Origin of the sequence: Stutzerimonas xanthomarina DSM 18231 (assembly GCF_900129835.1) — a bacterium.
GTDB lineage: Bacteria > Pseudomonadota > Gammaproteobacteria > Pseudomonadales > Pseudomonadaceae > Stutzerimonas > Stutzerimonas xanthomarina.
Genome location: NZ_FQXA01000002.1, coordinates 269,739 through 293,289, shown reverse-complemented (window position 1 = coordinate 293,289; position 23,551 = coordinate 269,739). Strand labels below are relative to the sequence as shown.

The 23,551-nt window shown below is 61.2% G+C and carries 21 protein-coding genes; 9 read left to right on the top strand and 12 right to left on the bottom strand.

Annotated features, from left to right (window positions below; translation table 11 throughout):
- Positions 1 to 83 precede the first annotated feature (83 nt).
- A complete protein-coding gene (locus tag BUE09_RS05695) occupies positions 84 to 560 on the bottom strand; it encodes a GreA/GreB family elongation factor (RefSeq protein ID WP_073299735.1) in 477 nt (158 codons plus the stop codon).
- A 219-nt stretch (positions 561 to 779) separates the two neighbouring features.
- On the opposite strand from BUE09_RS05695, the gene BUE09_RS05690 reads away from it, so the two are divergent.
- From BUE09_RS05690 to BUE09_RS05655, 8 genes are all read left to right on the top strand, one after another.
- The gene (locus BUE09_RS05690; RefSeq protein WP_083380743.1) at positions 780 to 1,208 is read left to right on the top strand and encodes a DUF2141 domain-containing protein; all 429 of its coding nucleotides are present in this window, start codon (positions 780 to 782) and stop codon (positions 1,206 to 1,208) included.
- A gap of 272 nt (positions 1,209 to 1,480) precedes the next feature.
- Positions 1,481 to 1,753: an HU family DNA-binding protein gene (locus tag BUE09_RS05685; RefSeq protein WP_019339665.1), complete on the top strand. Its 273-nt coding sequence runs from the start codon at positions 1,481 to 1,483 to the stop codon at positions 1,751 to 1,753.
- 650 nt (positions 1,754 to 2,403) lie between these two features.
- Positions 2,404 to 3,915 (top strand): CoA-acylating methylmalonate-semialdehyde dehydrogenase, encoded by a 1,512-nt coding sequence (locus BUE09_RS05680; protein WP_073299734.1) that lies wholly within the window; start codon positions 2,404 to 2,406, stop codon positions 3,913 to 3,915.
- 66 nt (positions 3,916 to 3,981) lie between these two features.
- On the top strand, positions 3,982 to 4,878 hold the full coding sequence (gene mmsB / locus BUE09_RS05675; RefSeq protein ID WP_073299733.1) for a 3-hydroxyisobutyrate dehydrogenase: 897 nt from the start codon (positions 3,982 to 3,984) through the stop codon (positions 4,876 to 4,878).
- On the top strand, positions 4,875 to 5,930 hold the full coding sequence (locus tag BUE09_RS05670) for an enoyl-CoA hydratase/isomerase family protein (protein WP_073299732.1): 1,056 nt from the start codon (positions 4,875 to 4,877) through the stop codon (positions 5,928 to 5,930). Before mmsB ends, BUE09_RS05670 begins: the two co-directional genes overlap by 4 nt.
- 10 nt (positions 5,931 to 5,940) lie before the next feature.
- Entirely contained in the window at positions 5,941 to 7,092 is a 1,152-nt protein-coding gene (locus BUE09_RS05665; protein ID WP_073299731.1) for an acyl-CoA dehydrogenase family protein, read from the top strand.
- Between the two features lie 259 nt (positions 7,093 to 7,351).
- Positions 7,352 to 9,004 (top strand): long-chain fatty acid--CoA ligase, encoded by a 1,653-nt coding sequence (locus tag BUE09_RS05660; protein ID WP_417786870.1) that lies wholly within the window; start codon positions 7,352 to 7,354, stop codon positions 9,002 to 9,004.
- A 352-nt stretch (positions 9,005 to 9,356) separates the two neighbouring features.
- Positions 9,357 to 10,442 carry a CaiB/BaiF CoA transferase family protein gene (locus BUE09_RS05655; RefSeq protein WP_073299730.1) on the top strand — a complete coding sequence of 362 codons (1,086 nt, stop codon included), beginning with the start codon at positions 9,357 to 9,359 and terminating at the stop codon, positions 10,440 to 10,442.
- Between the two features lie 372 nt (positions 10,443 to 10,814).
- Here BUE09_RS05655 and BUE09_RS05650 read toward each other — a convergent pair whose 3' ends face one another.
- The 5 genes from BUE09_RS05650 to BUE09_RS05630 form a co-directional block, all read right to left on the bottom strand.
- Complete coding sequence (locus tag BUE09_RS05650; RefSeq protein ID WP_073299729.1) at positions 10,815 to 11,948, bottom strand: acyl-CoA dehydrogenase; 1,134 nt, start codon at positions 11,946 to 11,948, stop codon at positions 10,815 to 10,817.
- Positions 11,949 to 11,957: 9 nt separating this feature from the next.
- Positions 11,958 to 13,145, bottom strand: a complete 1,188-nt coding sequence (locus tag BUE09_RS05645) for an acetyl-CoA C-acyltransferase (RefSeq protein ID WP_073299728.1) — start codon at positions 13,143 to 13,145, stop codon at positions 11,958 to 11,960.
- A gap of 13 nt (positions 13,146 to 13,158) precedes the next feature.
- The gene (locus tag BUE09_RS05640; protein WP_073299727.1) at positions 13,159 to 13,926 is read right to left on the bottom strand and encodes an SDR family NAD(P)-dependent oxidoreductase; all 768 of its coding nucleotides are present in this window, start codon (positions 13,924 to 13,926) and stop codon (positions 13,159 to 13,161) included.
- Between the two features lie 155 nt (positions 13,927 to 14,081).
- Positions 14,082 to 15,128 (bottom strand): AraC family transcriptional regulator, encoded by a 1,047-nt coding sequence (locus BUE09_RS05635; protein ID WP_073299726.1) that lies wholly within the window; start codon positions 15,126 to 15,128, stop codon positions 14,082 to 14,084.
- The gene (locus tag BUE09_RS05630) at positions 15,125 to 16,015 is read right to left on the bottom strand and encodes a LysR family transcriptional regulator (RefSeq protein WP_073300281.1); all 891 of its coding nucleotides are present in this window, start codon (positions 16,013 to 16,015) and stop codon (positions 15,125 to 15,127) included. The genes BUE09_RS05635 and BUE09_RS05630 overlap by 4 nt, the downstream gene beginning before the upstream one ends.
- 173 nt (positions 16,016 to 16,188) lie before the next feature.
- On the opposite strand from BUE09_RS05630, the gene BUE09_RS05625 reads away from it, so the two are divergent.
- A complete protein-coding gene (locus BUE09_RS05625) occupies positions 16,189 to 16,965 on the top strand; it encodes an enoyl-CoA hydratase (RefSeq protein WP_073299725.1) in 777 nt (258 codons plus the stop codon).
- Positions 16,966 to 17,266: 301 nt separating this feature from the next.
- Here BUE09_RS05625 and BUE09_RS05620 read toward each other — a convergent pair whose 3' ends face one another.
- From BUE09_RS05620 to BUE09_RS05595, 6 genes are all read right to left on the bottom strand, one after another.
- Positions 17,267 to 18,277 carry a branched-chain amino acid ABC transporter permease gene (locus BUE09_RS05620; protein ID WP_073299724.1) on the bottom strand — a complete coding sequence of 337 codons (1,011 nt, stop codon included), beginning with the start codon at positions 18,275 to 18,277 and terminating at the stop codon, positions 17,267 to 17,269.
- A 2-nt stretch (positions 18,278 to 18,279) separates the two neighbouring features.
- On the bottom strand, positions 18,280 to 19,167 hold the full coding sequence (locus BUE09_RS05615) for a branched-chain amino acid ABC transporter permease (RefSeq protein ID WP_073299723.1): 888 nt from the start codon (positions 19,165 to 19,167) through the stop codon (positions 18,280 to 18,282).
- 70 nt (positions 19,168 to 19,237) lie between these two features.
- Positions 19,238 to 20,455, bottom strand: a complete 1,218-nt coding sequence (locus BUE09_RS05610; RefSeq protein WP_073299722.1) for an ABC transporter substrate-binding protein — start codon at positions 20,453 to 20,455, stop codon at positions 19,238 to 19,240.
- A gap of 94 nt (positions 20,456 to 20,549) precedes the next feature.
- Positions 20,550 to 21,266: an ABC transporter ATP-binding protein gene (locus tag BUE09_RS05605; RefSeq protein ID WP_073299721.1), complete on the bottom strand. Its 717-nt coding sequence runs from the start codon at positions 21,264 to 21,266 to the stop codon at positions 20,550 to 20,552.
- Positions 21,263 to 22,036, bottom strand: coding sequence for an ABC transporter ATP-binding protein (locus BUE09_RS05600; protein WP_073299720.1), 774 nt, complete (start codon positions 22,034 to 22,036; stop codon positions 21,263 to 21,265). The genes BUE09_RS05605 and BUE09_RS05600 overlap by 4 nt, the downstream gene beginning before the upstream one ends.
- Positions 22,037 to 22,269: 233 nt before the next feature.
- Positions 22,270 to 23,532, bottom strand: a complete 1,263-nt coding sequence (locus tag BUE09_RS05595; protein ID WP_073299719.1) for an OprD family porin — start codon at positions 23,530 to 23,532, stop codon at positions 22,270 to 22,272.
- Between the last annotated feature and the right edge of the window lie 19 nt (positions 23,533 to 23,551).

The window sequence follows — 23,551 nt, the reverse complement described above, 5'->3', positions numbered from 1 at the left end:
TAACTACGGTGCATATCTAACTGATTTAAAATAGCAATGACGTTAATAGCGCTTTGCGCTCCTTTTGCGCGATGGAAGTTGAGTCAGCTAACACTGATTAGGCTGTATCGGAGGGGCTGCCCTTCGACCTTGATCTCGGCTTCGTCACCTTCCTCGCAGCCCAGCAGCGCCCTGCCCAGCGGCGAACGCGGAGAGATCACCAGCACCTCTTCGCCTTCAACCGTCACACTCAGCCCAGCGGCATCCGGCCCCAGGAACACCCAACGGCAATTGCCTGCGGACTCCAGCGAAACCAACGCGCCCAGGGTGATGGTTTCATTGCGATGCGATCGCACGGGAAGGTTTTGGTAACTCGAGATCGCTGTCTCGATTTCGTGAACGCGCTTCCGTTGCCCATCGGCCAGGTAGGCCGCTTCCAGTCCTCGGGTGTCGTACTTGTTCTCCGCTTTGCTTTCGGCGTGCGTCGCCGCCTCGTGCGAGGCCTTCAGTGCCTCCTTTGCAACAGCCAGAGCGGCCTGCAGCTTGTCGATGATCAGCGTCTGAAGATGGGTCTTGTTCATGCGGACTCGGTCGATAGGGCGTTTGGCGTCTAGCATCGCATTGCAGCGTTCGTGGAGCCACGGCGGCGACACTCGATGGAAGACGTGACTGACTGGTCGGCCGTTTGGCTGGCCGATCCGTTAGAAGCACGGCACTATCGCCAGGATATTTTTCCAAGTGCACTGGATACACCCCGCCTTCCAATCATTCGATATACACGTCAACCAGGAGCGAATCCGATGACATTGCGCGTAGCGCTAAGCTTGGTAGCAATGGTGATAGGTCAGGCGGCTTTCGCCGATGGCCAACCGTTGACCGTCAAACTCAACAACCTCGAGCACGATCGCGGCACTGTTCGCGTGGCTCTGTTCTCTGACCCGAAGACATTCCGTAAAGCGGACCAGGCCTTTGCCTCCAGCGAGTCGCCTGCCAAGGCCGGAACCGTCACCGTGGTGTTCGAAGACGTTCCAGCCGGTGAATACGCGGTGATGGCCTACCATGACGAAAACGCTAATGGCGAGCTGGACCTCAGGTTCCGCATGTTTCCCACCGAAGGCTATGGCTTGTCCAACAACCCCAAGGTGATGGGCCCGCCCGCATTCGAGGATAGCCGGTTCGATGTGCCAGGCGAGCAGCCCCGAGAGATCGACATTGAAGTCCGTTACTGAAGTTGAAGAGAGCCAATCAACGTGTGAATAGGCAGTTCACTGCCCTCAGATCTCGAACAGATGGCGCATCCAGACAAAAGCCAGCTACCAATGGTCGGGAGGGCAATGAACCGGAGCTAAAATTTCGATGTCCAGACAAAAGCGTCTGGATCAGGCAACCACGCGATTTGTCGCCCCGCACGGGATATTTTTGAAAAAGAGGAAATTTGCCGCAGGCGACAGGGCAAGACGCTGCTTATACTGACCACCCATTCCAATCTGGAGCCACACCCGTGAATAAAGCCGAGTTGATTGAAGCGATCGCCGCCTCCGCCGATGTACCGAAGAGCACCGCCACTCGTGTGCTGGACGCCTTCACCGAAAGCGTGACCAACACCCTGCAGAACGGCGACAGCGTGACGCTGGTCGGCTTCGGCACCTTTGCCGTCAAAGAGCGCGCAGCCCGTGACGGCCGCAACCCACAGACGGGTGCAACGATCAAGATCTCCGCAGCAAAGCTGCCAGGCTTCAAGCCAGGCAAGTCGCTGAAGGACGCAGTGAACTAAGTCACTGCATCCAGGAAACCGGGCCGCTGACGTCCTAGCGGACGCAGCGCCTGCTCGGACCTTCCCATTCCTCCCCTATATCCGCCTGACCCCCAGTCATCTCCCCGCCCCCACACCGGGCCTCCCGACCGCTCAATCAAAAGCCCGAATGAGCCGGTAGGTTTACATCCCTCACCTCTCTACATTCGAAATCCAATACCAAGTGACGCCGAACGGCACAACGAAACGCTACGGCTGCCGGTTATCGCCTGCGCGCACCTGTTCTCCCGCCTGTCCTCAATAACGACGTGTGGCCACAACTGGCGGACACCACGTATGCGCGCCGCCACGTTCTGAGCGCTCAGCGGTTTGGATGGCACCGTGAAGCAGGTCTGGCATCGGCGCGGGAGCACGCCGGATAACCGGGCGCTGCTCTCCCGCCCGAGCATCAGCACTCCTTACGACCCGTTGGTGAAGTAGGCGTGCAGATCAAAAAACCAAATGAGACGGCGAATCCCAGCAGCCGCGACATCGCCGTGGTGGGATGGCATGTGTATTTATGCAGAAGCGCTATGCAGCGAGTCGCATTGAAGTCGGCAAATTTGCACTCTAGGATCAGGACAGTTCCATAGCTTGCCTATCCGAATAACAACAATCGCCAGGACCCCACCATGACCCAGTCAAGTGCCATCCCCACAGTCAAACTCCTGATCGGCGGTGAGCTGGTCGAGTCATCAACCAGCGAATGGCGCGACATCGTCAACCCGGCGACGCAGGAAGTCCTGGCCCGCGTACCCTTCGCCACCGAAGCGGAGATGAACGCCGCCGTCGCCAGCGCCAAGAAAGCCTTCAAGACCTGGCGCAAGACGCCTATTGGCGCGCGCTCGCGGATCTTCCTCAAGTACCAGCAACTGATCCGCGAAAACATGAAGGAGCTCGCCGCCATTCTTACCGCCGAGCAGGGCAAGACCCTGCCGGACGCCGAGGGCGATGTGTTCCGCGGGCTCGAAGTAGTTGAGCATGCCGCCGGCATCGGCAACCTGCAGCTCGGCGAGCTGGCCAACAACGTCGCCACGGGCGTCGACACCTATACCCTGCTGCAGCCGCTGGGCGTCTGCGCCGGCATCACACCCTTCAACTTTCCGGCGATGATCCCGCTGTGGATGTTCCCCATGGCCATCGCGACCGGCAATACGTTCGTCCTCAAGCCGTCCGAGCAGGACCCCATGGTGACGATGCGTCTCGCCGAACTGGCGATGGAAGCAGGTGTGCCGCCAGGCGTGCTAAACGTGATTCATGGCGGCGCCGATGCGGTGAACCTGATCTGCGATCATCCGGATATCAAGGCCGTCTCCTTCGTCGGCTCGACAAAAGTCGGCACTCACGTCTACAACCGCGCCAGCCAGGCCGGCAAGCGCGTGCAGTGCATGATGGGCGCGAAGAACCACGGCATCATCCTGCCGGACGCCCACAAGGAGCAGACCCTCAACAACCTGGCTGGCGCGGCCTTCGGCGCAGCTGGCCAGCGCTGCATGGCTCTGTCCGTGCTGATCCTGGTGGGTGAAGCGCAGAGCTGGCTGCCGGATCTGGTCGCCAAGGCCAAGACCTTGAAGGTTAATGCGGGTGCTGAAAGCGGGACCGACGTCGGCCCGGTGGTTTCCTGCGCAGCACTGGATCGCATCAGCTCGCTGATCGAGCGTGGCGTGTCGGAAGGCGCAGAGCTGGCTCTAGACGGTCGCAACCCACAGGTCTCCGGCTTTGAGAAAGGCAACTTTGTCGGGCCGACCATATTCTCCGGTGTGAAGCCGGACATGAGCATCTACCGCGAGGAGATCTTCGGCCCGGTGCTCTGCGTGATGCAGGTCGATACCCTCGATCAGGCCATCGAGCTGGTCAACGCCAACCCCAATGGCAACGGCACCGCTCTCTTCACCCGTTCTGGCGCCGCCGCCCGGCATTTCCAGGAAGAGATCGACGTTGGCCAGGTCGGCATCAACGTGCCGATCCCGGTACCGGTTCCCATGTTCTCCTTCACCGGCTCGCGCGCCTCCAAGCTTGGCGACCTCGGCCCGTATGGCAAGCAAGTGGTGCAGTTCTACACTCAGACCAAGACCGTCACCCAGCGCTGGTTCGATGAGAATGAGGTCGGCGGCCCGGTGAATACCACCATCAACCTCAAATAAGCGGATCGGCGTCGGCTAACACCCGGCGCCGCTTCAGCCGTCAATCAGAACAAAAAGGAAACGGCCATGCATATCGGATTTCTAGGGCTCGGCAACATGGGCGGGCCCATGGCGCGCAACCTGCTCAAAGCCGGCCATCAAGTCACTGTTTTCGATCTTTCCGCCACGGCGGTCTCCGGGCTGGTTGAAGCGGGTGCCAAAGAGGCCACCTCGCCGGCTGCAGTCGCCCAGGCAGGTGTCGAAACCATCATCACCATGCTGCCAGCGGCCGCGCATGTGAAACAGGTCTACCTCGGTGAGGACGGGCTGCTCGTGCATGTATCGTCCGGCGTACTGCTGATCGACTCCTCCACCATCGACCCGATGTCCGCACGGGAAGTCGCAGCGGCCGCGGCCAAGAATGGCAACCCGATGCTCGATGCGCCGGTGTCGGGCGGTACCGTCGGTGCGGCCGCGGGCACCCTGACCTTCATGGTTGGTGGCAGCGAGACGGACTTCCAGAAGGCGCAGCCGATCCTGGCGACGATGGGCAAAAACATCGTGCACTGCGGCGACACCGGTAACGGTCAGGTGGCCAAAGTCGCCAACAACATGCTGCTCGGCATCTCGATGATCGGCGTGGCCGAGGCCATGTCGCTGGGCGTGGCGTTAGGGATGGATGCCAAGGTGCTGGCCGGAATCATCAACTCATCCAGCGGCCGATGCTGGGCATCGGAGATCAACAACCCCTTCCCTGGCGTGCTGGAGAACGGCCCGGCCTCGCGCGGCTACAGCGGCGGGTTCGGCACCGATTTGATGCTCAAAGACCTCGGTCTGGCCAGCGAGGCGGCCAAACAAGTGCGCCAGCCGGTTATCCTCGGTGGTCTCGCGCAGCAGCTATACCAAGCCTTCAGCATGCAGGGCCACGGTGGGCTGGACTTCTCCGCGATCATCAAACTCTACCGCCAAGAGGACGAGACATGACCCAGGCAGAAGCGCCGGTACTGATCGAGGTACGCAATCGCGTCGGCTATCTCACGCTCAACCGCCCCGCCGGGCTTAACGCCGTCACACTGCCCATGGTGCGGATGCTTCACGAGCAACTGCAAGCCTGGGCGGACGACCCCGACGTGGTCGCCGTGGTGTTGCGCGGCGCAGGAGAGAAAGCCTTCTGCGCCGGTGGCGACATCCGTTCGCTATACGACAGCTATCAGAACGGGGACACCCTGCATGGCGAATTCTTCGAACAGGAATACACGCTCGATCAGTACATCCATGCCTACAGCAAACCCCTGCTGGCATTGATGAACGGCTTCGTGCTCGGCGGCGGCATGGGCCTGGTTCAGGGTGCCTCGCTGCGGGTGATCTCCGAGCGCACGCGGATGGGCATGCCGGAGGTCGGTATCGGTTATTTCCCGGACGTGGGCGGTAGCTATTTCCTGCCGCGCCTGCCGGGCAACCTCGGTCTCTACATGGGCCTGACCGGTAACCACGTCGGCTCGGCGGACGCGCTGTATGCCGGTCTCGCCGATTATTGCGTGCCCTACGAGCGTTTCGCCGAGCTTGAACAGGCGCTGGACCGTCAGGATTGGAGCACCGCACCGGTGCAGGCACTGACCAACCTGCTGGTCTCCATGGGTTGCACCGAGCTCCCTGATGCGCCGTTCAAGGCGCTGTTCCCGGCCATCGAGCAGCATTTCGCCCATGACAGCGTCGCCGCCATTCGTCAGTCGCTGGCCGCCGAAGAGCGCCCCGAGTTTCACGTGTGGGCGACCGAGACGCTCAAGACAATGGACAGCCGCTCGCCGCTGTCGATGTGCGTCACGCTGGAAATGCTCCGTCGCGGTCGCAGCTTGTCGCTGGCTGATTGCTTTGCCATGGAGCTGCACCTGGACCGCCAGTGGTTCGACGAAGGCGACATCATCGAAGGCGTGCGCGCGCTGATCGTCGACAAGGACAGGAACCCGCGCTGGAACCCGCCTACGCTGGACGAAGTGACGCCCGAGCGCGTGGCGGCCTTCTTCGCAGGCGCCTGAGGAGCTGCATATGCAAGACATTGAACTGAGCGAAGAACAACGGATGATCCGCGACATGGCGCGCGACTTCGCCCGCGCTGAAATCGCGCCCAAGGCAGAGGCTTGGGAGCAGGCCGGCTGGATCGGTGACGACACCGTGACCCAGCTTGGCGAGCTTGGCCTGCTGGGCATGATCGTGCCCGAGCAATGGGGCGGAACCTATATCGACTACGTCACCTATGCCCTGGCGGTCGAGGAAATCTCCGCCGGAGACGGCGCCATCGGTGCGCTGATGAGCATCCACAGCTCGGTAGGCTGCGGTCCGATCCTCAAATACGGTACGCCGGAGCAGCAGGACGAATGGCTGCCGGATCTGGCGGCAGGTCGCGCCATCGGCTGCTTTGCCCTTACCGAACCTCAGGCCGGCTCCGAGGCACACAACCTGCGCACCCGCGCTGTGCTGGAAAACGGCGAGTGGATCATCAACGGTGCCAAGCAATTTGTCAGCAATGGCAAGCGCGCCAAAATCGCGATCGTCTTCGCCGTCACCGATCCGGATCTCGGTAAAAAGGGCCTGTCCGCGTTTCTGGTTCCCACCGACAACCCCGGCTTTGTCGTCGATCGCATGGAAAAGAAGATGGGCATCCGTGCTTCGGATACCTGTGGCGTCACCCTGCGTGACTGTCGCATTCCCGAAGCCAACCTGCTCGGCCCGCGGGGAAAAGGGCTGGCGATCGCGCTTTCCAACCTCGAAGGCGGTCGCATCGGTATCGGCGCCCAGGCGCTGGGCATTGCCCGCGCCGCGTTCGAGGCGGCGCTGGGTTATGCCCGCGAACGCATCCAGTTCGACAAGCCGATCATCGAGCACCAGAGCGTGGCGAACATGTTGGCGGACATGCACACCCGCCTGAACGCCGCGCGACTGCTCATCCTGCATGCCGCGCGCCTGCGCAGCGCTAACCTGCCCTGCCTGTCCGAAGCCTCCCAGGCCAAGCTGTTCGCCTCGGAAGTCGCCGAATATGTCTGCTCGAAAGCCATGCAGATCCACGGCGGCTACGGCTACCTGGAGGATTACCCGGTCGAGCGTTATTACCGCGATGCGCGCATTACCCAGATCTATGAAGGCTCGAGCGAAATTCAGCGGCTGTTGATTGCGCGGGAGTTGAATAACTACGGACTTTAAAGATCGCGGGTGGGAAACCTGAGCAACCGAGCGGGCTTCGTCATTCGCGAACAAGCTCGCTCTAAAGGTTTTGAGCGCGCGCAATGGCTGTTGAGAATGTGTAGGAGCGAGCTTGCTCGCGAAAGATGTTGAATAGCCCGTGAAACGCTAGCCTCATCCAGCCGGTAAAGCCCGTACAAAAGACAAGCAGTAAGTAATCCGAACGACAGATGACGGCAAGCGCGACCGCCATCCAGACAACAATAAGAAGGATACGACGATGCTCAAAGGTACGATGCAGCAGACCCCGCTGATGATCAGCGGCATCCTGACCCACGCCGCCCTGGCCCATGGCGACCGGGAAATCGTCTCGCGGCTGGTGGATGAACCTATCTGGCGTTACGACTACGCAGGCCTGGCAAAACGCGCCGGCCAGGCCGCCGCCATGCTGCGCAGCCTGGGGGTCAAACCCGGCGACCTGGTGTCATCGATGGCCTGGAACACGCATCGTCACTTCGAGCTGTTCTTCGCCGTCCCCGGCATTGGCGCGGCGCTGCACACCGCCAATCCTCGGCTGTCGGACGAACAGATCATTTACACGCTCAACCACGCCGGAAGCGCTGTGCTGCTATTCGATCGCAGCTTTCTGGCGGTGCTCGAGCGTGTGCGACCCCGGTTGGAACACGTTCGCACCTTCATCATGCTTTCTGATGCCGAACGCACTGAGCCGGGCGAAGTGGGTGCGTTGAGTTATGAAACACTGATCGCCAAGGAGCAGCCGGTCACCGACTGGCCTCAGTTCGATGAAAACGCCGGCGCCATGCTCTGCTATACGTCCGGCACCACCGGCAATCCGAAAGGCGTGGTCTACAGCCACCGCTCGGTGGTCCTGCACGCCATGGCAGCCGGCCTCACCGGCGCCTTCGGTTTCTCGGCGTTCGACTGCATCATGCCCTGCTCTTCGCTCTACCACGCGACCGCCTGGGGTGTTCCGTTCACCGCGGCCATCAATGGCTGCAAGTTCGTCCTGCCTTGCGACAAGATGGACGGAGCCAGCCTGCAGGAGCTGATCCAGAACGAGGGGGTCACCTTCTCCGGCGGCGTGCCGACGATCTGGACGATGTACCTCAATCACCTGGAACGCACCGGTGAAGACACCGGCAAGCTCAAGTGTCTGGTCATCGCCGGCTCGGCCGTGCCGCGCGCGCTGGCCGAGAAATTCGAGACGAAATATGGCGTCAGCGTTCGTCAACTCTGGGGCATGACTGAAACCAGCCCGCTCGGTGTCGTCGCCACGCCCACGCCCAAACTTGCCGCCATGGGCGAAGCCGCCACCAACGAAGCGATCTGGACCCGCCAGGGCCGGCTGCAATTCGGTATCGAATTGAAGATTGTCGATGAGGCAGGCAACGCACTGCCGCATGACGGCGCCACTTCTGGCGCCCTGCTGGTGCGCGGCCCCTGGACGGTCGAGCGCTACTTCCGTAGCGAAACCACGGCGCTGGACGCGGACGGCTGGTTCGACACCGGCGACATTGCCACCCTCGACCCCAACGGCTACATGCGCATCACTGATCGCAGCAAGGACGTGATCAAGTCCGGCGGCGAGTGGATCAGCTCCATCGACATCGAAAACATCGCCGTGGCCTGCCCCGGCGTGCGTATCGCCGCAGTGGTCGGCGTGACGCACGAAAAATGGGAAGAGCGTCCGATCCTGATCATCGAGCCGCACGATGACACCGAAATCTGCATCGAAACCGTGCTCGCCTTTCTCGAGCCTCAGATCGTCAAATGGTGGATGCCCGACGCCGTCATCATCGACAGCGTCCCGCTGACCGCGACTGGCAAGATCGACAAGAAAACCCTGCGCGACCGCTACCGCGACCATCTGATCGAGCAGGAGGAAAGCGCAGCCGACACGGCGAGCCTATAGCGCGGCAGAACCAGGGGACGCCGCTCCGTAGGGTGGGCTTCAGCCCACCGATTCCCCAGCCGAGCAAACTTAACAGGTCGTTTCGCGGATTCGCCCTGTCGTATTCAGCGATCTGCCTGGCGAGCCGCAGGGTGGGCTTCAACCCACCCTTTTCGTCGGCACAAAAGGATCTAACCAACCGCGTCGTTTCACCGACTCACCACGTAATATCCGTACGCATCCGTACGCATCCGTGAACCGGCCACCAACGTCACATGACACGCCAGAGCGATCACAACCGTCCGCGCCATTAACACACGGAGGTCGGCACGTACTGGCGCGATGGGACCCATCATCGAAAGGAACGCACCTTATGTCGACCGCCACCGCCACACCCCGCCAAGGCCCGCTGCTCGGTCTGCGCGTGCTGGAGTTCGCCAGTATCGGGCCCGGTCCACACTGCGCGATGCTGCTGGCTGACCTTGGCGCCGAGGTGATCCGCATCGAGCGCGAGGGCGGCAATGGCTGGCCCAATCCGGTGGTCGATCGCGGCCGCAAACGCCTGACGCTGGACATCCGCACCGAGGCCGGGCGGGACCAATGCCTGACGCTCGCTGAAGGCGCCGATGTGCTGATCGAAGGCCTTCGTCCTGGCGTAATGGAACGGCTGGGCCTCGGCCCGGAACAGGTTCATGAGCGTAATCCACGGCTGGTCTACGGTCGCATGACCGGCTGGGGCCAGACCGGACCCTTGGCCCAGAGCGCCGGCCATGACATCAACTACCTGGCGATCACCGGCGCACTGGCGGCCATCGGCGGACGCGAAGGCCCGGCGATCCCGCCACTCAATCTGGTCGGGGATTTCGGCGGCGGCTCGCTGTACCTGGCGTTCGGCATCATGGCCGCGTTGTGGGAACGCGAGCGGTCAGGCGTGGGACAGGTGGTCGATGCCGCCATCGTCGACGGTGTGTCCTCGATGATGACCTTCTTTGCCGGCCTATTGCCCAGCGGCACCATCTCGCTGGAGCGCGACCGCAACCTCCTTGCCGGCGCCGCGCCACATTACCGCTGCTACACCTGCGCAGACGGTCGCGACATCGCCGTCGGCCCGCTGGAGCCGCAGTTCCTGGCCGAGCTGATGCAGCGGATCGATGCGCCCGATGTGTTGCGGCAAGGCTGCAACGACCCTGTCCTGTGGGCCGAGCAGAGCGAAGCGCTCGCCTCGTTATTCGCCAGCCGCACCCAAGCCGAGTGGTGCGCTCTACTCGAAGGCAGCGACGCCTGCTTCGCCCCGGTGCTGAATCTGGAAGAAGCGGCGCAACATCCGCACATGCAGCAACGCGGCGTCTACCGCGACATCGACGGCGCCCTGCACGCCGCCCCCGCGCCGCGGTTCTCGCGAACGCCAGGGGCGGTACGAAGTTCAACCAACGCTAGCGGCTGGGACGGGCGTTCGTAGGGTGGGCTTCAGCCCACCCTACATAGGGTAGCCGTACCCAAAGGCGCGCTTTTCGCGAAACCTGAGGGCGGTGCGACATTTTATGAATGCTCGCGGCTGGGACTGACACCGTAGGGTGGGCTTCAGCCCACCAGTGCTTCCGCATCATCTCGATGCGGTGGGCTTCAGCCCACCCTACATAGGTTAGCCGCACCCAAGGCGCGCTTTTCGCGAAACTTGGGGGCGGTGCGACATGCTATGAATGCTAGCGGCTGGGGCTTACACCGTAGGGTGGGCTTCAGCCCACCGGGGTTTTCGCATCATCTCGTTGCGGTGGGCTAAAGCCCACCCAACATTAGCTACGACGGCAGCGTGACAGAAACGATTGACGGGTCACTCCCCAAGATTGCGCGCAATCACCAATCGCTGGATATCACTGGTGCCTTCGTAGATCTGGCAGACCCGCACGTCGCGGTAGATGCGCTCCACAGGGAAGTCCTTGAGATAGCCGTAGCCGCCGAGCGTTTGGATCGCCGCTGAGCAGACCTTCTCCGCCATTTCCGAGGCGAACAGCTTGGCCATGGACGCTTCTACCAGTGCAGGCTGGCCGGCCTCGCGCAGTGCAGCGGCGTGCAGCACCATCTGCCGGGCGACGGCGATCTGAGTCGCCATATCGGCTAAGCGAAACGCAACCGCCTGATGCTCGCTGATTGCCTTGCCGAACGCCTCTCTTTCACGGGCGTAATCGCGGGCGGCTTCGAACGCCGCGCGCGCCATGCCGACCGCTTGCGCGGCTATGCCGATGCGGCCGCCTTCCAGATTTGCCAGGGCGATGCGGTAGCCCTCGCCCTCCTCGCCCAATCGCTGGGATTCATGCACGCGCATGTCTTCGAATGCCAGCTGGCAGGTATCCGACGCGTTCTGGCCGAGCTTGTCTTCGATGCGCACCACCTGATAGCCGGGCGTATCGGTAGGCACGATGAAGGCGCTGATGCCGCGCTTCCCAGCCTCTGGATCGGTCACGGCGAAGACGATCACCGTACCGGCGTGCTGCCCCGAGGTGATGAATTGTTTGGCGCCGTTGAGCACGTAACTGTCGCCGTCACGCCGGGCGCGGGTGCGCAGGCTGCTGGCATCGGAACCGGCGTGTGGCTCAGTCAGGGCAAAGGCACCGATCTGCGCGCCGCTGGCCAGTGGCGTCAGGTAGCGCTGCTTCTGCTCATCATTGCCAAAGCGCAGGATCGGCACGCAACCGACCGAGTTGTGCACGCTCATGATGGTCGAGCAGGCACCGTCACCCGCGGCGATCTCCTCCAGCGCCAGCGCGTAGGCGATGTAGCCGGTCTCGCTGCCGCCCCACTGTTCTGGGCAGAGCATGCCGAAGAAGCCGAGTTCGGCCATCTCACCGATTGCCTCGGCGGGGTAGCGGTGTTCGCGATCCCAGTCGGCAGCGAACGGCTTGAGGCGTTCCTGAGCGAACTGTCGAGCCATGTCGCGAATACTGGTCTGGTCATCATTGAGCAGCATGGCAAATCCTCAGTCGAGCAGCTCGACGGCCATGGCAGTCGCTTCGCCACCGCCGATGCAGATGGCTGCGATGCCCTTGCGCAGGCCGCGGTCGCGCAGTGCCGCGATCAGCGTCACGAGAATGCGCGCACCGGACGCACCGATCGGGTGGCCGAGGGCACAGGCGCCGCCGTTGACGTTAACCTTGGCGTGGTCCAATCCCAACTCGCGCATGGTGACCATGCTGACCACGGCGAAAGCCTCGTTGATTTCGAACAGGTCCACTTCATCGAGACGCCAGCCAGTCCGCTCCAATAGCTTGTGGATGGCGCCTATGGGTGCGGTCGGGAACAGATTGGGCGCATCGGCGAATACCGCATGCCCATGAATCACCGCCTGAGGTTTCACCCCGAGTTGTTCGGCGTGGGAACGTCGCGTCAGTACCAGCGCGGCGGCACCGTCAGAAATTGAACTGGAATTGGCAGCCGTCACGGTGCCACCTACACGGAACGCTGGCTTGAGCGACGGGATCTTCTCCGGCATCGCCTTGGGCGGCTGCTCGTCTTGATTAACGGTGCGCTGCGCACGTCCCTGAGCAACCTCAAGCGGGACGATTTCGCTGGCGAAGCGGCCACTGGAGATCGTATCGCGGGCGCGCTGCAGCGAGGTCAACGCATAGGCGTCCTGCTCTTCGCGGGTAAAGCCGTGGTTCTGCGCGCAGTCCTCGGCGAAGGTGCCCATCAGGCGGCCTTTGTCATAGGCATCCTCAAGGCCGTCGAGGAACATATGGTCAAGCACCTTGCCATGTCCCATGCGATAGCCGCTGCGAGCCTTTTCCAGCAGATAAGGCGCGTTGGACATGCTCTCCATGCCGCCCGCCACAACCAGATCGACGCTGCCGGCGCGCAACGCGTCGTGTGCGAGGATCGCCGCCTGCATGCCTGAGCCGCACATCTTGTTCAGGGTGGTGGCTGCGGTTGCCTTGCCCAACCCGGCACCAAGCGCCGCCTGGCGCGCCGGTGCCTGACCGAGACCGGCTGGCAGCACGCAGCCCATCAGCACTTCCTGGACCTGTTCAGCCGAGACACCGCTGCGCTCTACCGCTGCGCGAATCGCTGCCGCGCCCAGTTCCGGCGCGCTCAGGCTTTTCAGATCACCTTGAAAGCCGCCCATAGGGGTACGGGCGCTGCCCAGAATTACGATTGGATCGTTGTTCATGACTGTCTCCCAATTATTTCGCGGCCATGCGCAGCGCGCCGTCGAGGCGGATCACTTCGCCGTTGAGCATGTCGTTCTCGATGATGTGGCGTACCAGCGCGGCGTATTCACTGGCACGACCCAGACGTGGCGGGAACGGTACGCCAGCGGCCAGGGAGTCGCGCACCTCCAGGGTCATACCGGCCATCATCGGCGTTTCGAACACGCCGGGGGCGATGGTCATCACGCGGATACCGTGACGCGCCAGCTCACGAGCTGCGGGCAGCGTCATGGCCACTACGCCGCCCTTCGATGCCGCATAGGCGGCCTGCCCGATCTGGCCGTCATAGGCTGCGATGGACGCGGTGTTGATGATCACGCCGCGAGTGCCCTGCTCGTCCGGTTCGCCCCGGGCAATGGCTTCGGCCGCCAGGCGCAGCATGTTGAAGCTGCCGATCAGGTTGAGGCCGATCACCTTGCTGAAACTGTCCAGCCCGTGCGGGCCTTGACGACCCAGAATTCTTTCGCCGCTGGCGACACCGGCGCAATTGACCAGCCCGTGCAGACCGCCGAAATGCTCGACCGCCGCGTTCACAGCCGCTTGGCCGGCCGCTTCGTCGCAGACATTGGTCACCACCGCATGCGCGCTAACACCCAGCGCCTTGCTACGCTCGTTGAGCAATTCCGCATTGATATCGGCCAACACCACTTTGGCGCCTGCAGCGACCAGCGCTTCGCCAGCCGCTGCACCCAGACCGGATGCGCCACCCGTGATCAGGAAAATCTTGTCTTGAATGTTCACAGCACAACCTCGAAAAGATGATGGGATCGCGGCACACCCACCGCCGCATCCTGCTGTGTTCATCTTCTTCAGACCGTTCGGTAGGAACAATGGTCGATGCAGGCAATCGCGATGACTGGTTTGGCCAAGCCAGGCGCTAAGGCTGTGGGGCTCAGTTAAGGGAAGCGCGAGGCAATTGGTTCGTCCGCCCGCAGGATAAGGCTGCGGTATTGCCCAGGATTGGTTCCGGACCATTTGCGGAACGCCTTGTAGAACGAGCTGACATCAGCAAAACCCAAGCGCTCGGCGATTTCCGCGTAGGTGATCGAGGCGTCTGCCAGCCACAGCGTAGCCATTTCCTGACGCACCTGGTCCTTGATCGCCTGGTACGTTTGCCCGGCATCAGCCAGCCGTCGGCGCAAGGTCGAGCCTGATACGCACAGCGTCTGCGCCAGCGCTTCGCTGGTCGGCCACTGTTCGGCTGGCACTTCACGCAGCTGCGCCTTGATACGGCTGGCGAGACTTGTGGTGTCGCGGTATTTGACCAGGATGTTGGACGGCGCATGCGCCAGGAAGCTGTGCAATTCCTGCTCGCTGCGGCGCACCGGAAGGTCGAGCACCTCGGCGGCGAAGATGATCCGTGTGGTCGGCCGTGCGAAACGCAGGTTGCGCGAGAACATGACGCGGTAGTCGTCGGTATAGTCTGGCTCGTCGCAGCGCAGCTCGACGGCCAGCAGCGGGATGCGCCGCCCAACCAGCCAGCAGGCCAGGCCGTGCAGCAACATCCAGAAGGTGAAGTAACTAAAGGCTCTGAGCGGCGGCACATTCGAAGTCTCCGACAGCGTGATTTCCGCCAGGCTTTCGCTGCGAGACAGCTCACCGCGAAAGCCTTCGAAAGTCAGCCCGAAGAAATCCAGTGCGACACGAAGCGCGCCATCGAGCGTTTGCTGTGCCATCGCCGCACGGCATACGAAAGCGAAACTGCCGGCACGCATACGCCGCGCGTTCATCCCAAAAAACTCATCGTCAAAGTGTCGCGCCAAGCGCCGCCAGAGCTTGCTGAAGTCAGCCACATCGATGCGCGCGTCGGTATCGGTGAGGTCGACCGATACCAGCCCGAGCTGATGCAGCAGTTGTTCGGCTGGCAACGCAGCTGAAGTAAAGGCCAGCAGCGCCTCATTCACCAGCCTGACGGAAATGGTGCCCTTGTCGTCGCGGCTCATACGCGACCCATCATCACGTCGTGGCTATTGGATGCGACATCCCGCAGGAAGTCCCAGCACACGCGCATGCGCGCCAGATCCTTGTTTTCCACCGGCATCAGCATCCAGAAGGTTCGGGTGAATTCGATTTCACCGACCAGGACTTCCTGCAGCAACGGCTCCTTGCCAGCCAGAAATGCCGGCAGGATTGCCAGCCCTGCTCCGGCGGCAACGGCTTCCTGCTGGGCGAGGATGCTGGTACTGCGCAGCGAGTGCTGGCGGGGGCGAACGATCTCGTCGAGATAGAACAGCTCCTTGCTGTACAGCAGGTCCTCGATGTAACTGACGAAAACGTGGCCGCTGAGGTCTTCTCGGCTGCGGATAGGCGGATGAGACGACAGATACGCTTCCGATGCATAAAGCCGCAACACGTAATCGGTGAGCTTGGTGATCACATAAGGGCCCCGCTCGGGACGTTCCAGCGTAATGACGATGTCCGCCTCATGCCGCGCCAACCTCACCGAGCGCGGCACTGCCAGCAGATCCACGCCCAGGTGCGGGTAGTCGCGAGTGAGATTGGCGAGTTGGCCTGCGAGCATCACGGTGCCGTACCCCTCAGTGGCGCCAATTCGCACTTGGCCGGAGAGCTTGTCGGCGGTCAGGCTCGGCTGCTCGATGGAGGCGATGGCACTCTCCATCGCCTCGGCCTGGGCCAGCAGTTCGCGGCCCGCCTCGGATAATCGATAGCCCGCCTTGGCACGGATGAACAGTTGCCGGTCCAGGCTTTTCTCCAGCGCTTGAACCCGCCGGGCCACCGTGGTGTGGTCAACCGCCAGGCGCCGCGCGGCGATCGTCAGCTTGCCCGCACGCGAGAGTTCGAGAAAAAAACGCAGGTTGTCCCAATCCAATGCAAACTCCAGATCCATCGTGTTAGCGCGTGCCGTCCACGGCTCGCTGTGCAAAAACACAGAATACCTCTGCATTTCGCATCATGGGTTTACTATTTTTACGCTGCTAGGCTCGTCCATTGAGTCCGTTTTGCCGTACGGCATCCGCATCATTCCAAGAAGAAGGAACCGACATGAGCCAGAAGATCCATCTCGAAATGCGCGACCACACGGCGCTGCTGACCATCGCCAATCCACCTGCCAATACATGGGATCGCGAATCGTTGGCGGCGCTAGAGCAGATGATCGGCAAGCTCAACGACAATCCGGAGGTGTACGCGCTGGTCATCACCGGCCAGGGTGACAAGTTCTTCTCGGCAGGCGCCGACCTCAAACAGTTCGCCGACGGTGACAAGCAAGGTGCACAGGAAGTAGCCGTATTGTTCGGACGAGCATTTGAAGCCCTGAGCCATTTCCGCGGTGTGTCGATTGCTGCCATCAATGGGTACGCGATGGGCGGTGGACTTGAGTGCGCGCTGGCCTGCGACATTCGTATCGCCGAAGAGCAGGCGCAAATGGCTCTCCCCGAAGCGAAGGTTGGACTATTGCCCTGCGCGGGCGGTACGCAGAATCTACCGTGGCTCGTCGGCGAAGGCTGGGCCAAGCGGATGATTCTTTGTGGCGAGCGCATCAGCGCCGAAAAAGCCGAGAAGATTGGTTTGGTTGAAGAAGTGGTCGGTCGTGGAGAATCACTCGAAGCGGCGCTCAAGCTGGCAGCGCTGGTAGACCAGCAAAGCCCCTCTTCCGTCAGCCGCTGCAAGCGCTTGGTCATGAATGCGCGAACGGCGCCGCAGGATGCCGGCTGGGCAGCCGAGCGCGAACTGTTTGCCGAGCTGTTCGATACGCAGGACCAGAAGGAAGGCGTGAATGCCTTCCTGGAAAAACGCAACCCGACGTGGCGCAACGCGTAAGAACCGGTACCGTAGCCTCGCCCTTGCGGGGCCGCGGGATCTAACGAAACGCTTCCGGCCCTGACTGCCTTGGGCGCTTCCGTTGGCGAATCCATACGCTAACGCTTCCGTTCTTCGCATTGCACCGTTGCAATCAATCGCCACACCGAAACAAAGAACGTAGCCATAACCGCGTAGCTCGTCGGAGCATCCTCTGCCCCTCTCTACACATCCGCCGCAACAGATCGATTCACTACACCCGAAGCGACGGGGCCGCAACGACGCCCATTCGAAGCGCCGCCTCGCACGCCATAACACAGCGCTACTTGAAGTTGCGCTTCACCAGCCGCTCCAGCCAGCCCACGATGCCCGAGCGGAACAGCAGCACGCAGAGCACGAAAATAACCCCGAGGATCACGTGCACCCATTCGCCCAGCGGACCGTTGGACAGCGAGCCCTGAAGTGCCACGACCACCGTCGCACCTACGATGGGACCCAGGATTGTGCCGACGCCACCGAGCAGCGTCATCAGAATCACCTCACCGGACATATGCCAGTGCGCATCCGTCAGCGAGGCCAGCTGGAACACAACGGTCTTGGTCGAACCGGCCAGCCCGGTCAGGGCGGCCGAGATGACGAAGGCCAGCAGCTTGTGTGCGTCGACGTTGTACCCCAGCGAAATCGCGCGCGGCTCATTTTCGCGGATTGCCTTGAGCACCTGCCCGTAAGGTGAATGAATGGTGCGTTGAATGATCGCGAAGCCCAACACGAACACAGCCAGGACGAAGTAGTACAGGGACATGTTGTTCTGCATGTCGAAGAGGCCCAGCAAGTGCCCTCTCGGCACTCCCTGCATCCCGTTCTCACCGCCGGTAAACGGCGCCTGCACAAACACGAAGAAGACCATCTGAGCCAGCGCCAAGGTGATCATCGCGAAGTAGATGCCCTGTCTGCGGATCGCTAGCAGCCCGAAGATCGCACCCAGCACTGTCGATGCCAAGGTCCCGGCAAGGATGCCCAGTTCAGTGCTCAGGCCGCTGTAGGTGCTGAGCGTGTATCCGGTGATATACCCGCCACAGGCAAAGAACGCCGCGTGCCCGAATGACAACAAACCTGCATAGCCGAGCAGCAAATTGAACGCACAGGCGAACAGTGCAAAGCACAGCAGCTTCATCAGAAACACGGGATAGACCATCATCGGCGCAACCAGCGCCACACCTAACAGCACCGTGTAAAACAGATACTGACGCCGCCGTGAAGCACGACGCCGTTCGCGCTCGGCATTGGCGCGGACTGTCACGGGAGACACTTGTACATTTTCTTGAGTCGACATGTTCATGCCTCCTTGCCGAACAGGCCTGCGGGACGCACAAGCAGAACCAGAACCATGATCAAGAAGATCACCGTGTTTGCCGCTTCGGGATAAAACACTTTGGTCAGCCCTTCGATCAGGCCCATGGCCAGACCGGTAAGGATCGCGCCCATGATCGAACCCATCCCGCCGATCACCACAACCGCAAACACCACGATGAGCAAGTTCGAACCCATTCCCGGCGTGACCGCGTAGATGGGTGCAGCAAGCACACCGGCAAAGGCTGCCAGCGCAACGCCGTAGCCGTATGTCAAGGTGACGAGCAGCGGCACGTTGATGCCAAACGCCTGCATCAGCTTTGGATTTTCGGTACCCGCGCGCAGATAGGAGCCCAGGCGAGTCCGCTCGATCATGTACCAGGTCACGATGCACACCGAGAGCGCGGCGACGATGACCCATCCGCGATAGGTCGGCATGAACATGAAGCCCAGGTTGTGACCGCCTTTGAGCATTTCCGGCATCGGGTAGGAAGAGCCCGACACACCGAACAGCTTGACGAAGCTGCCCTCGACGATCAGCGCGAGGCCGAAGGTCAACAGCAAACCGTACAGATGATCTTCACCCGCGATGCGACGCAGCAGGCCACGTTCAATGCCCATTCCCAATAGCCCGACTACCAGAGGCGCAAGCAACAACGCTGCCCAGTAGTTGATGCCCAGGTAATTCAAACCGAGGTACGCGGCGAAGGCGCCGAGCATGTATTGCGCGCCGTGGGCGAAGTTGATGATCTTCAGCAGGCCGAAGATGATCGCCAGACCAAGGCTCAACAGCGCGTAGAACGACCCGTTGATCAGGCCGAGCAGCAACTGACCGAACAGAACGCTCAGGGGGACGCCGAAAACGAGAGTCATGATTCACTTCCCAAAGGGATTCCGGGACACCCGGCCGATTCCGGCCGGGCTGAGACGGGGGAACGGCTAATCAGCCCTTCGGCGCCATCTTCTGGCACTGGCTCTCGGCTATCGGCCGGAACGCCTCATCACCTGGGATGGTGCTGACAACCTTGTACAGGTCCCATTCGCCCTTCGACTCGGCCGGCGTCTTGACCTGTACCAGGTACATGTCATGCACCATGCGGCCGTCTTCGCGGATGGTGCCGTTCTTGGCGAACATATCGTTTACCGGTGTCTTGGCCATCTGTGCGCGGACGGTCTCGGTGTCATCGCTGCCGGTCGCTTTGACCGCGTTCAGGTAATGAGTGGCTGCCGAGTAGATGCCTGCTTGAACCATGGTTGGCATGCTGCCTACGCGCTCTTCATAGCGCTTTGCCCAGGCGCGAGCCTCCTCGTTCATGTCCCAGTACCAGCCGGTGGTGAGCATCAGCCCCTGAGTAACGTCCAGGCCCATGGCGTGAATGTCGTTAAGGAACACCACCATGCCGGCAAGGCGTTGCCCCGATTGGGTCACGCCAAACTCGCTGGCAGTCTTGAGCGAGTTGACGGTGTCAGCGCCCGCGTTGGCAAGCGCGACCACATCGGCACCGGAGCCTTGAGCCTGCAGGATGTAGGAAGAGAAGTCGCTGCTCGGGAACGGATGGCGAACCGTGCCAACCACACTTCCGCCCTCGGCTTCGACGACTTTCTTGATGTCGTTTTCCATCGCGTGGCCGAAGGCATAGTCGGCGGTCAGGATGAACCAGCTTTTGCCGCCATCCTTGAGGACCGCGTTGGCGGTGCCGTTGGCCAGCGCGAAGGTGTCGTAAGTCCAGTGAATATGATTGGGCGAGCAGAATTCGTTGGTGATGCTCGAAGCGGCGGCCCCGGAAATCAGCGCCAGCTTGTCACCCTGTTCAATCACCTTGGCTGCCGCCAGCACCACGGAACTGGCAACCATCCCGGTCACCATGTCGACGTTGCGCTCGTCGATCCACTGCCGAACGGTATTGGCACCGACATCGGGTTTGTTCAGGTCGTCAGCATTGAAGGTGACGATCTTTTTGCCATCGACAGTGCCACCGAAATCTTCGATAGCCATATTCAAGGCTTCAAGACCGCCCGGGCCGGATAGGTCACGGTAGGTGCCCGACATGTCGGCGAGATAACCGATGCGGATCTCATCGTTGCTGATTTCGGCTTGCGCGGTACCAGCGATCATGCTGGAAACGAGGATTGCGGCTGCGGTTTTCTTGAGACTTTTCATATTCACCTACTGTGATTGTTTTTGTTGTAGTGCCCTGTGTTGTTGCGATCGTCGGTCTACAGGTCGTACCGACTGGCTTCCATGGCGAGGGTGGTCAGACCCCCAGACAGCTATTCAAAAACTCCTTTTTTGAATCCAGGTCTGCAGCACTGATTTCTTCGATGATCTGCCCGTGCTCCATCACGTAATGACGGTCGGCCAGTGGCGCCGCGAAGCGGAAGTTCTGTTCCACCAGCACGATGGTCAGGCCGCGTTTTTTAAGTTTGATCAGCACCTCAGCCAGCTTCTGAACGATGACCGGGGCCAGGCCCTCGGTGATCTCGTCCAGCAGCAACAGGTTGGCGCCGGTGCGCAGAATGCGCGCCATGGCGAGCATCTGCTGCTCGCCGCCGGACAGCCGAGTGCCCTGGCTGAAGCGGCGCTCATACAGGTTAGGGAACATCTCGTAGAGCTCGTCCAGGCCCATGCCGCCACTGCGCACGGTCGGCGGTAGGAGGAGGTTCTCCTCGACATTGAGGCTGGAGAAAACGCCGCGTTCCTCCGGGCAGTATCCGACGCCGAGTCGAGGAATCTGGTGGGCCGGCATGCCCATGGTCTCGTTGCCGTTGACGACAATCGAGCCGGTACGTCGGCCTACCATGTTCATGATCGCGCGCAAGGTGGTGCTGCGACCGGAACCGTTGCGGCCGAGCAGCGTTACGAGTTCGCCCCGCCCAACCACCATATCTACGCCATGCAGGATGTGAGACTCACCATAGAAGGCATGCAGGTCATCGACCCGCAGCTGGTCACGATCAGCCATGGGCGTCATGCGTGGGCCTCCTCTGCGTCGGCTTCGCTGCCCATGTAGGCCTCGCGCACGTCTGGGTTGGCCGAGACGGTTTCATAGTCACCTTCTGCCAGAACCGAGCCGCGGGCCAGGACGGTGATGCGATCGCAGAGCCGGCTGACCACGCTCAGGTTGTGCTCGACCATCAGCACGGTGCGATTGACCGCCGCGCGGCGTACCAGTGCTACAACCATATCGACGTCTTCGCCGCCCATTCCCTGGGTGGGCTCATCAAGCAAGAGCACTACCGGATCCAGCGCCAGGGTGGTGGCCAGCTCCAGGGCGCGCTTGCGGCCATACGGCAGTTCGATGGCCAGTGTCTGAGCGAAGGTCGCGAGGTCAACGTCTGCCAATAGCTGGATTGCACGTTCATCCAGCTCACGCAGCGTTCGTTCCGATTTCCAGAAGTGGTAGGAATTGCCCAGTTTCTGCTGCAGCGCGACGCGGACGTTCTCCAAGACGGTCATGTGGCCGAACACGGCCGAAATCTGGAATGACCGTACCAGACCGAGGCGTGCAATTTCGTTGGCCTTCATCGAGGTAATGGACTTACCGCGATAGATGATTTCGCCACGGGTGGGCGTCAGGAATTTGGTGAGGAGATTGAAGACGGTTGTCTTGCCGGCACCGTTGGGGCCGATCAGTGCATGGATGTGTCCCTTCTCGACGCGCAGATCGACGGAATCCACGGCGGTAAAGCCACGAAACTCCTTCGTTAAACCACGCGTTTCCAGCACGAACTCTGGTGCCATGGGATGCCCTCTAACCCTGATTATTGTTGTTGGTTATGGCGTAGGTCACGGGTGACCTTTACGTAAACGATAACAACCGTTTACAAGCTGAAGCAAGCAACCTTTTCAAACGCTCGATTGAGCAAATTACAGGTTCTGGCGAGGCTATGCGCGCCGAAACACCTTGAAAAAACCGGGCCCCAAGGGCCCGGCAAAAGATCAACGAGGAGGTATTGCGGTGTTGCGTTCCGGCCTTACCAAAGAGCCAGGGTGTAGCTGAGGATCAAACGCGTTTCATTGATGTCGCTACCGAAGTTGCTGCGCACCGTAGCGTTACGCACTTTCATTCCGACGTTCTTCAACGGCCCGCTCTGGACCACATAGGCGATGTCAGTGTCGCGTTCCCACTCTTTACCTTCGCCGCCGCCTGCCAGGTTGACGTTGTCACCGGACACATAGCGCGTCATCAGGCTCAGCCCGGGGATGCCAGCGGCTGCAAAATCGTAATCGTAGCGAACCTGCCATGATTTCTCGTCTTCGTTGCCGAAGTCGTTGATCTGCAACAGGTTGACCAGCATGTTGTCGCCACCGCTGATATACGCAAAGCCAGTATCGCCGCTCAACGTCTGGTAACCACCAGTGAAGCCATGGCCGCCGATTTTGTAGGTGAACAGCGCACCGAAGGCGTTGTTATCGACGTTGCTGCCGCCGTCATCGGTGGAGCGCACGTAGCGCAGATCAGTTTTGAAGCTCTGGTTGTCCCCGAGCGGCATGATGTGAACCAGTTGCGTGTTGTGCTGCTTGTAGATGCCGTCCAGTGCGCCGTAGTAATAACTACCGGTCAGTTCGGGCATGAACTGGTATTTGCCGCCGGCGAACAGGAACTCGTCACTGGTTTTGGTACTGCCCAAGACGATATTGCGCGCGCCACTTGCAAACACTGCCATCTCTTCGTAGTCCGAAGAGTCACGGTAGCTGGTGCGGTCGAGCATGCCGACATCGAGCGTCAGCCCGTCGACTTCCTTGCTTTGCAACCAGGCACCACGGTAGATGCTCGGTAGCAGGCGGCTGTCGTTACGCATCACCACCGGGATGATCGGCTGCAGGGTGCCGACGTGCAGGGTCGTGTTGGACACCTTCGCTTTGGCAGTCAGACCGGCAGTCCCGTAGTCGTCCGATGGCTGACCGGACGAATCGCGCTGCAGAACACCGGTGCCCGAGCGATCCGGGCTCGAATCGAGCTTGACACCAAGCAGGCCCAGTGCATCCACGCCGAAGCCGATCGGCCCGTCGGTGTAGCCTGATTCCATTTTCAGAATGAAACCCTGTGCCCATTCGTCGGCCTTGGATTGAGGCGCCCCCGACTGACGGAAATCACGGTTCATGTAGAAGTTACGCGCCTCGACGGTGGCTTTGCTGTCATCGAGAAACGCGGCGGATGCCATGGTTGAAGTACCTAGCGCTGAAGCTGCCAGGCTGCTGAAGAGGAAGAAACGGCTCAGGGGTTTCAGTTGCATAGTCATCTCTCTTGTTATT

Excerpts from the sequence above, each read along its gene's own strand:
- BUE09_RS05610 (WP_073299722.1), bottom strand. The coding sequence starts at position 20,455 with ATGAAAAGTCTCAAGAAAACCGCAGCCGCAATCCTCGTTTCCAGCATG.
- BUE09_RS05655 (WP_073299730.1), top strand. The coding sequence starts at position 9,357 with ATGTCGACCGCCACCGCCACACCCCGCCAAGGCCCGCTGCTCGGTCTG.
- BUE09_RS05635 (WP_073299726.1), bottom strand. The coding sequence starts at position 15,128 with ATGAGCCGCGACGACAAGGGCACCATTTCCGTCAGGCTGGTGAATGAG.
- BUE09_RS05665 (WP_073299731.1), top strand. The coding sequence starts at position 5,941 with ATGCAAGACATTGAACTGAGCGAAGAACAACGGATGATCCGCGACATG.
- BUE09_RS05595 (WP_073299719.1), bottom strand. The coding sequence starts at position 23,532 with ATGCAACTGAAACCCCTGAGCCGTTTCTTCCTCTTCAGCAGCCTGGCA.
- BUE09_RS05620 (WP_073299724.1), bottom strand. The coding sequence starts at position 18,277 with ATGTCGACTCAAGAAAATGTACAAGTGTCTCCCGTGACAGTCCGCGCC.
- BUE09_RS05615 (WP_073299723.1), bottom strand. The coding sequence starts at position 19,167 with ATGACTCTCGTTTTCGGCGTCCCCCTGAGCGTTCTGTTCGGTCAGTTG.
- BUE09_RS05695 (WP_073299735.1), bottom strand. The coding sequence starts at position 560 with ATGAACAAGACCCATCTTCAGACGCTGATCATCGACAAGCTGCAGGCC.
- mmsB (WP_073299733.1), top strand. The coding sequence starts at position 3,982 with ATGCATATCGGATTTCTAGGGCTCGGCAACATGGGCGGGCCCATGGCG.
- BUE09_RS05690 (WP_083380743.1), top strand. The coding sequence starts at position 780 with ATGACATTGCGCGTAGCGCTAAGCTTGGTAGCAATGGTGATAGGTCAG.
- BUE09_RS05660 (WP_417786870.1), top strand. The coding sequence starts at position 7,352 with ATGCTCAAAGGTACGATGCAGCAGACCCCGCTGATGATCAGCGGCATC.
- BUE09_RS05680 (WP_073299734.1), top strand. The coding sequence starts at position 2,404 with ATGACCCAGTCAAGTGCCATCCCCACAGTCAAACTCCTGATCGGCGGT.
- BUE09_RS05650 (WP_073299729.1), bottom strand. The coding sequence starts at position 11,948 with ATGCTGCTCAATGATGACCAGACCAGTATTCGCGACATGGCTCGACAG.
- BUE09_RS05645 (WP_073299728.1), bottom strand. The coding sequence starts at position 13,145 with ATGAACAACGATCCAATCGTAATTCTGGGCAGCGCCCGTACCCCTATG.
- BUE09_RS05600 (WP_073299720.1), bottom strand. The coding sequence starts at position 22,036 with ATGGCACCAGAGTTCGTGCTGGAAACGCGTGGTTTAACGAAGGAGTTT.
- BUE09_RS05625 (WP_073299725.1), top strand. The coding sequence starts at position 16,189 with ATGAGCCAGAAGATCCATCTCGAAATGCGCGACCACACGGCGCTGCTG.
- BUE09_RS05605 (WP_073299721.1), bottom strand. The coding sequence starts at position 21,266 with ATGACGCCCATGGCTGATCGTGACCAGCTGCGGGTCGATGACCTGCAT.
- BUE09_RS05670 (WP_073299732.1), top strand. The coding sequence starts at position 4,875 with ATGACCCAGGCAGAAGCGCCGGTACTGATCGAGGTACGCAATCGCGTC.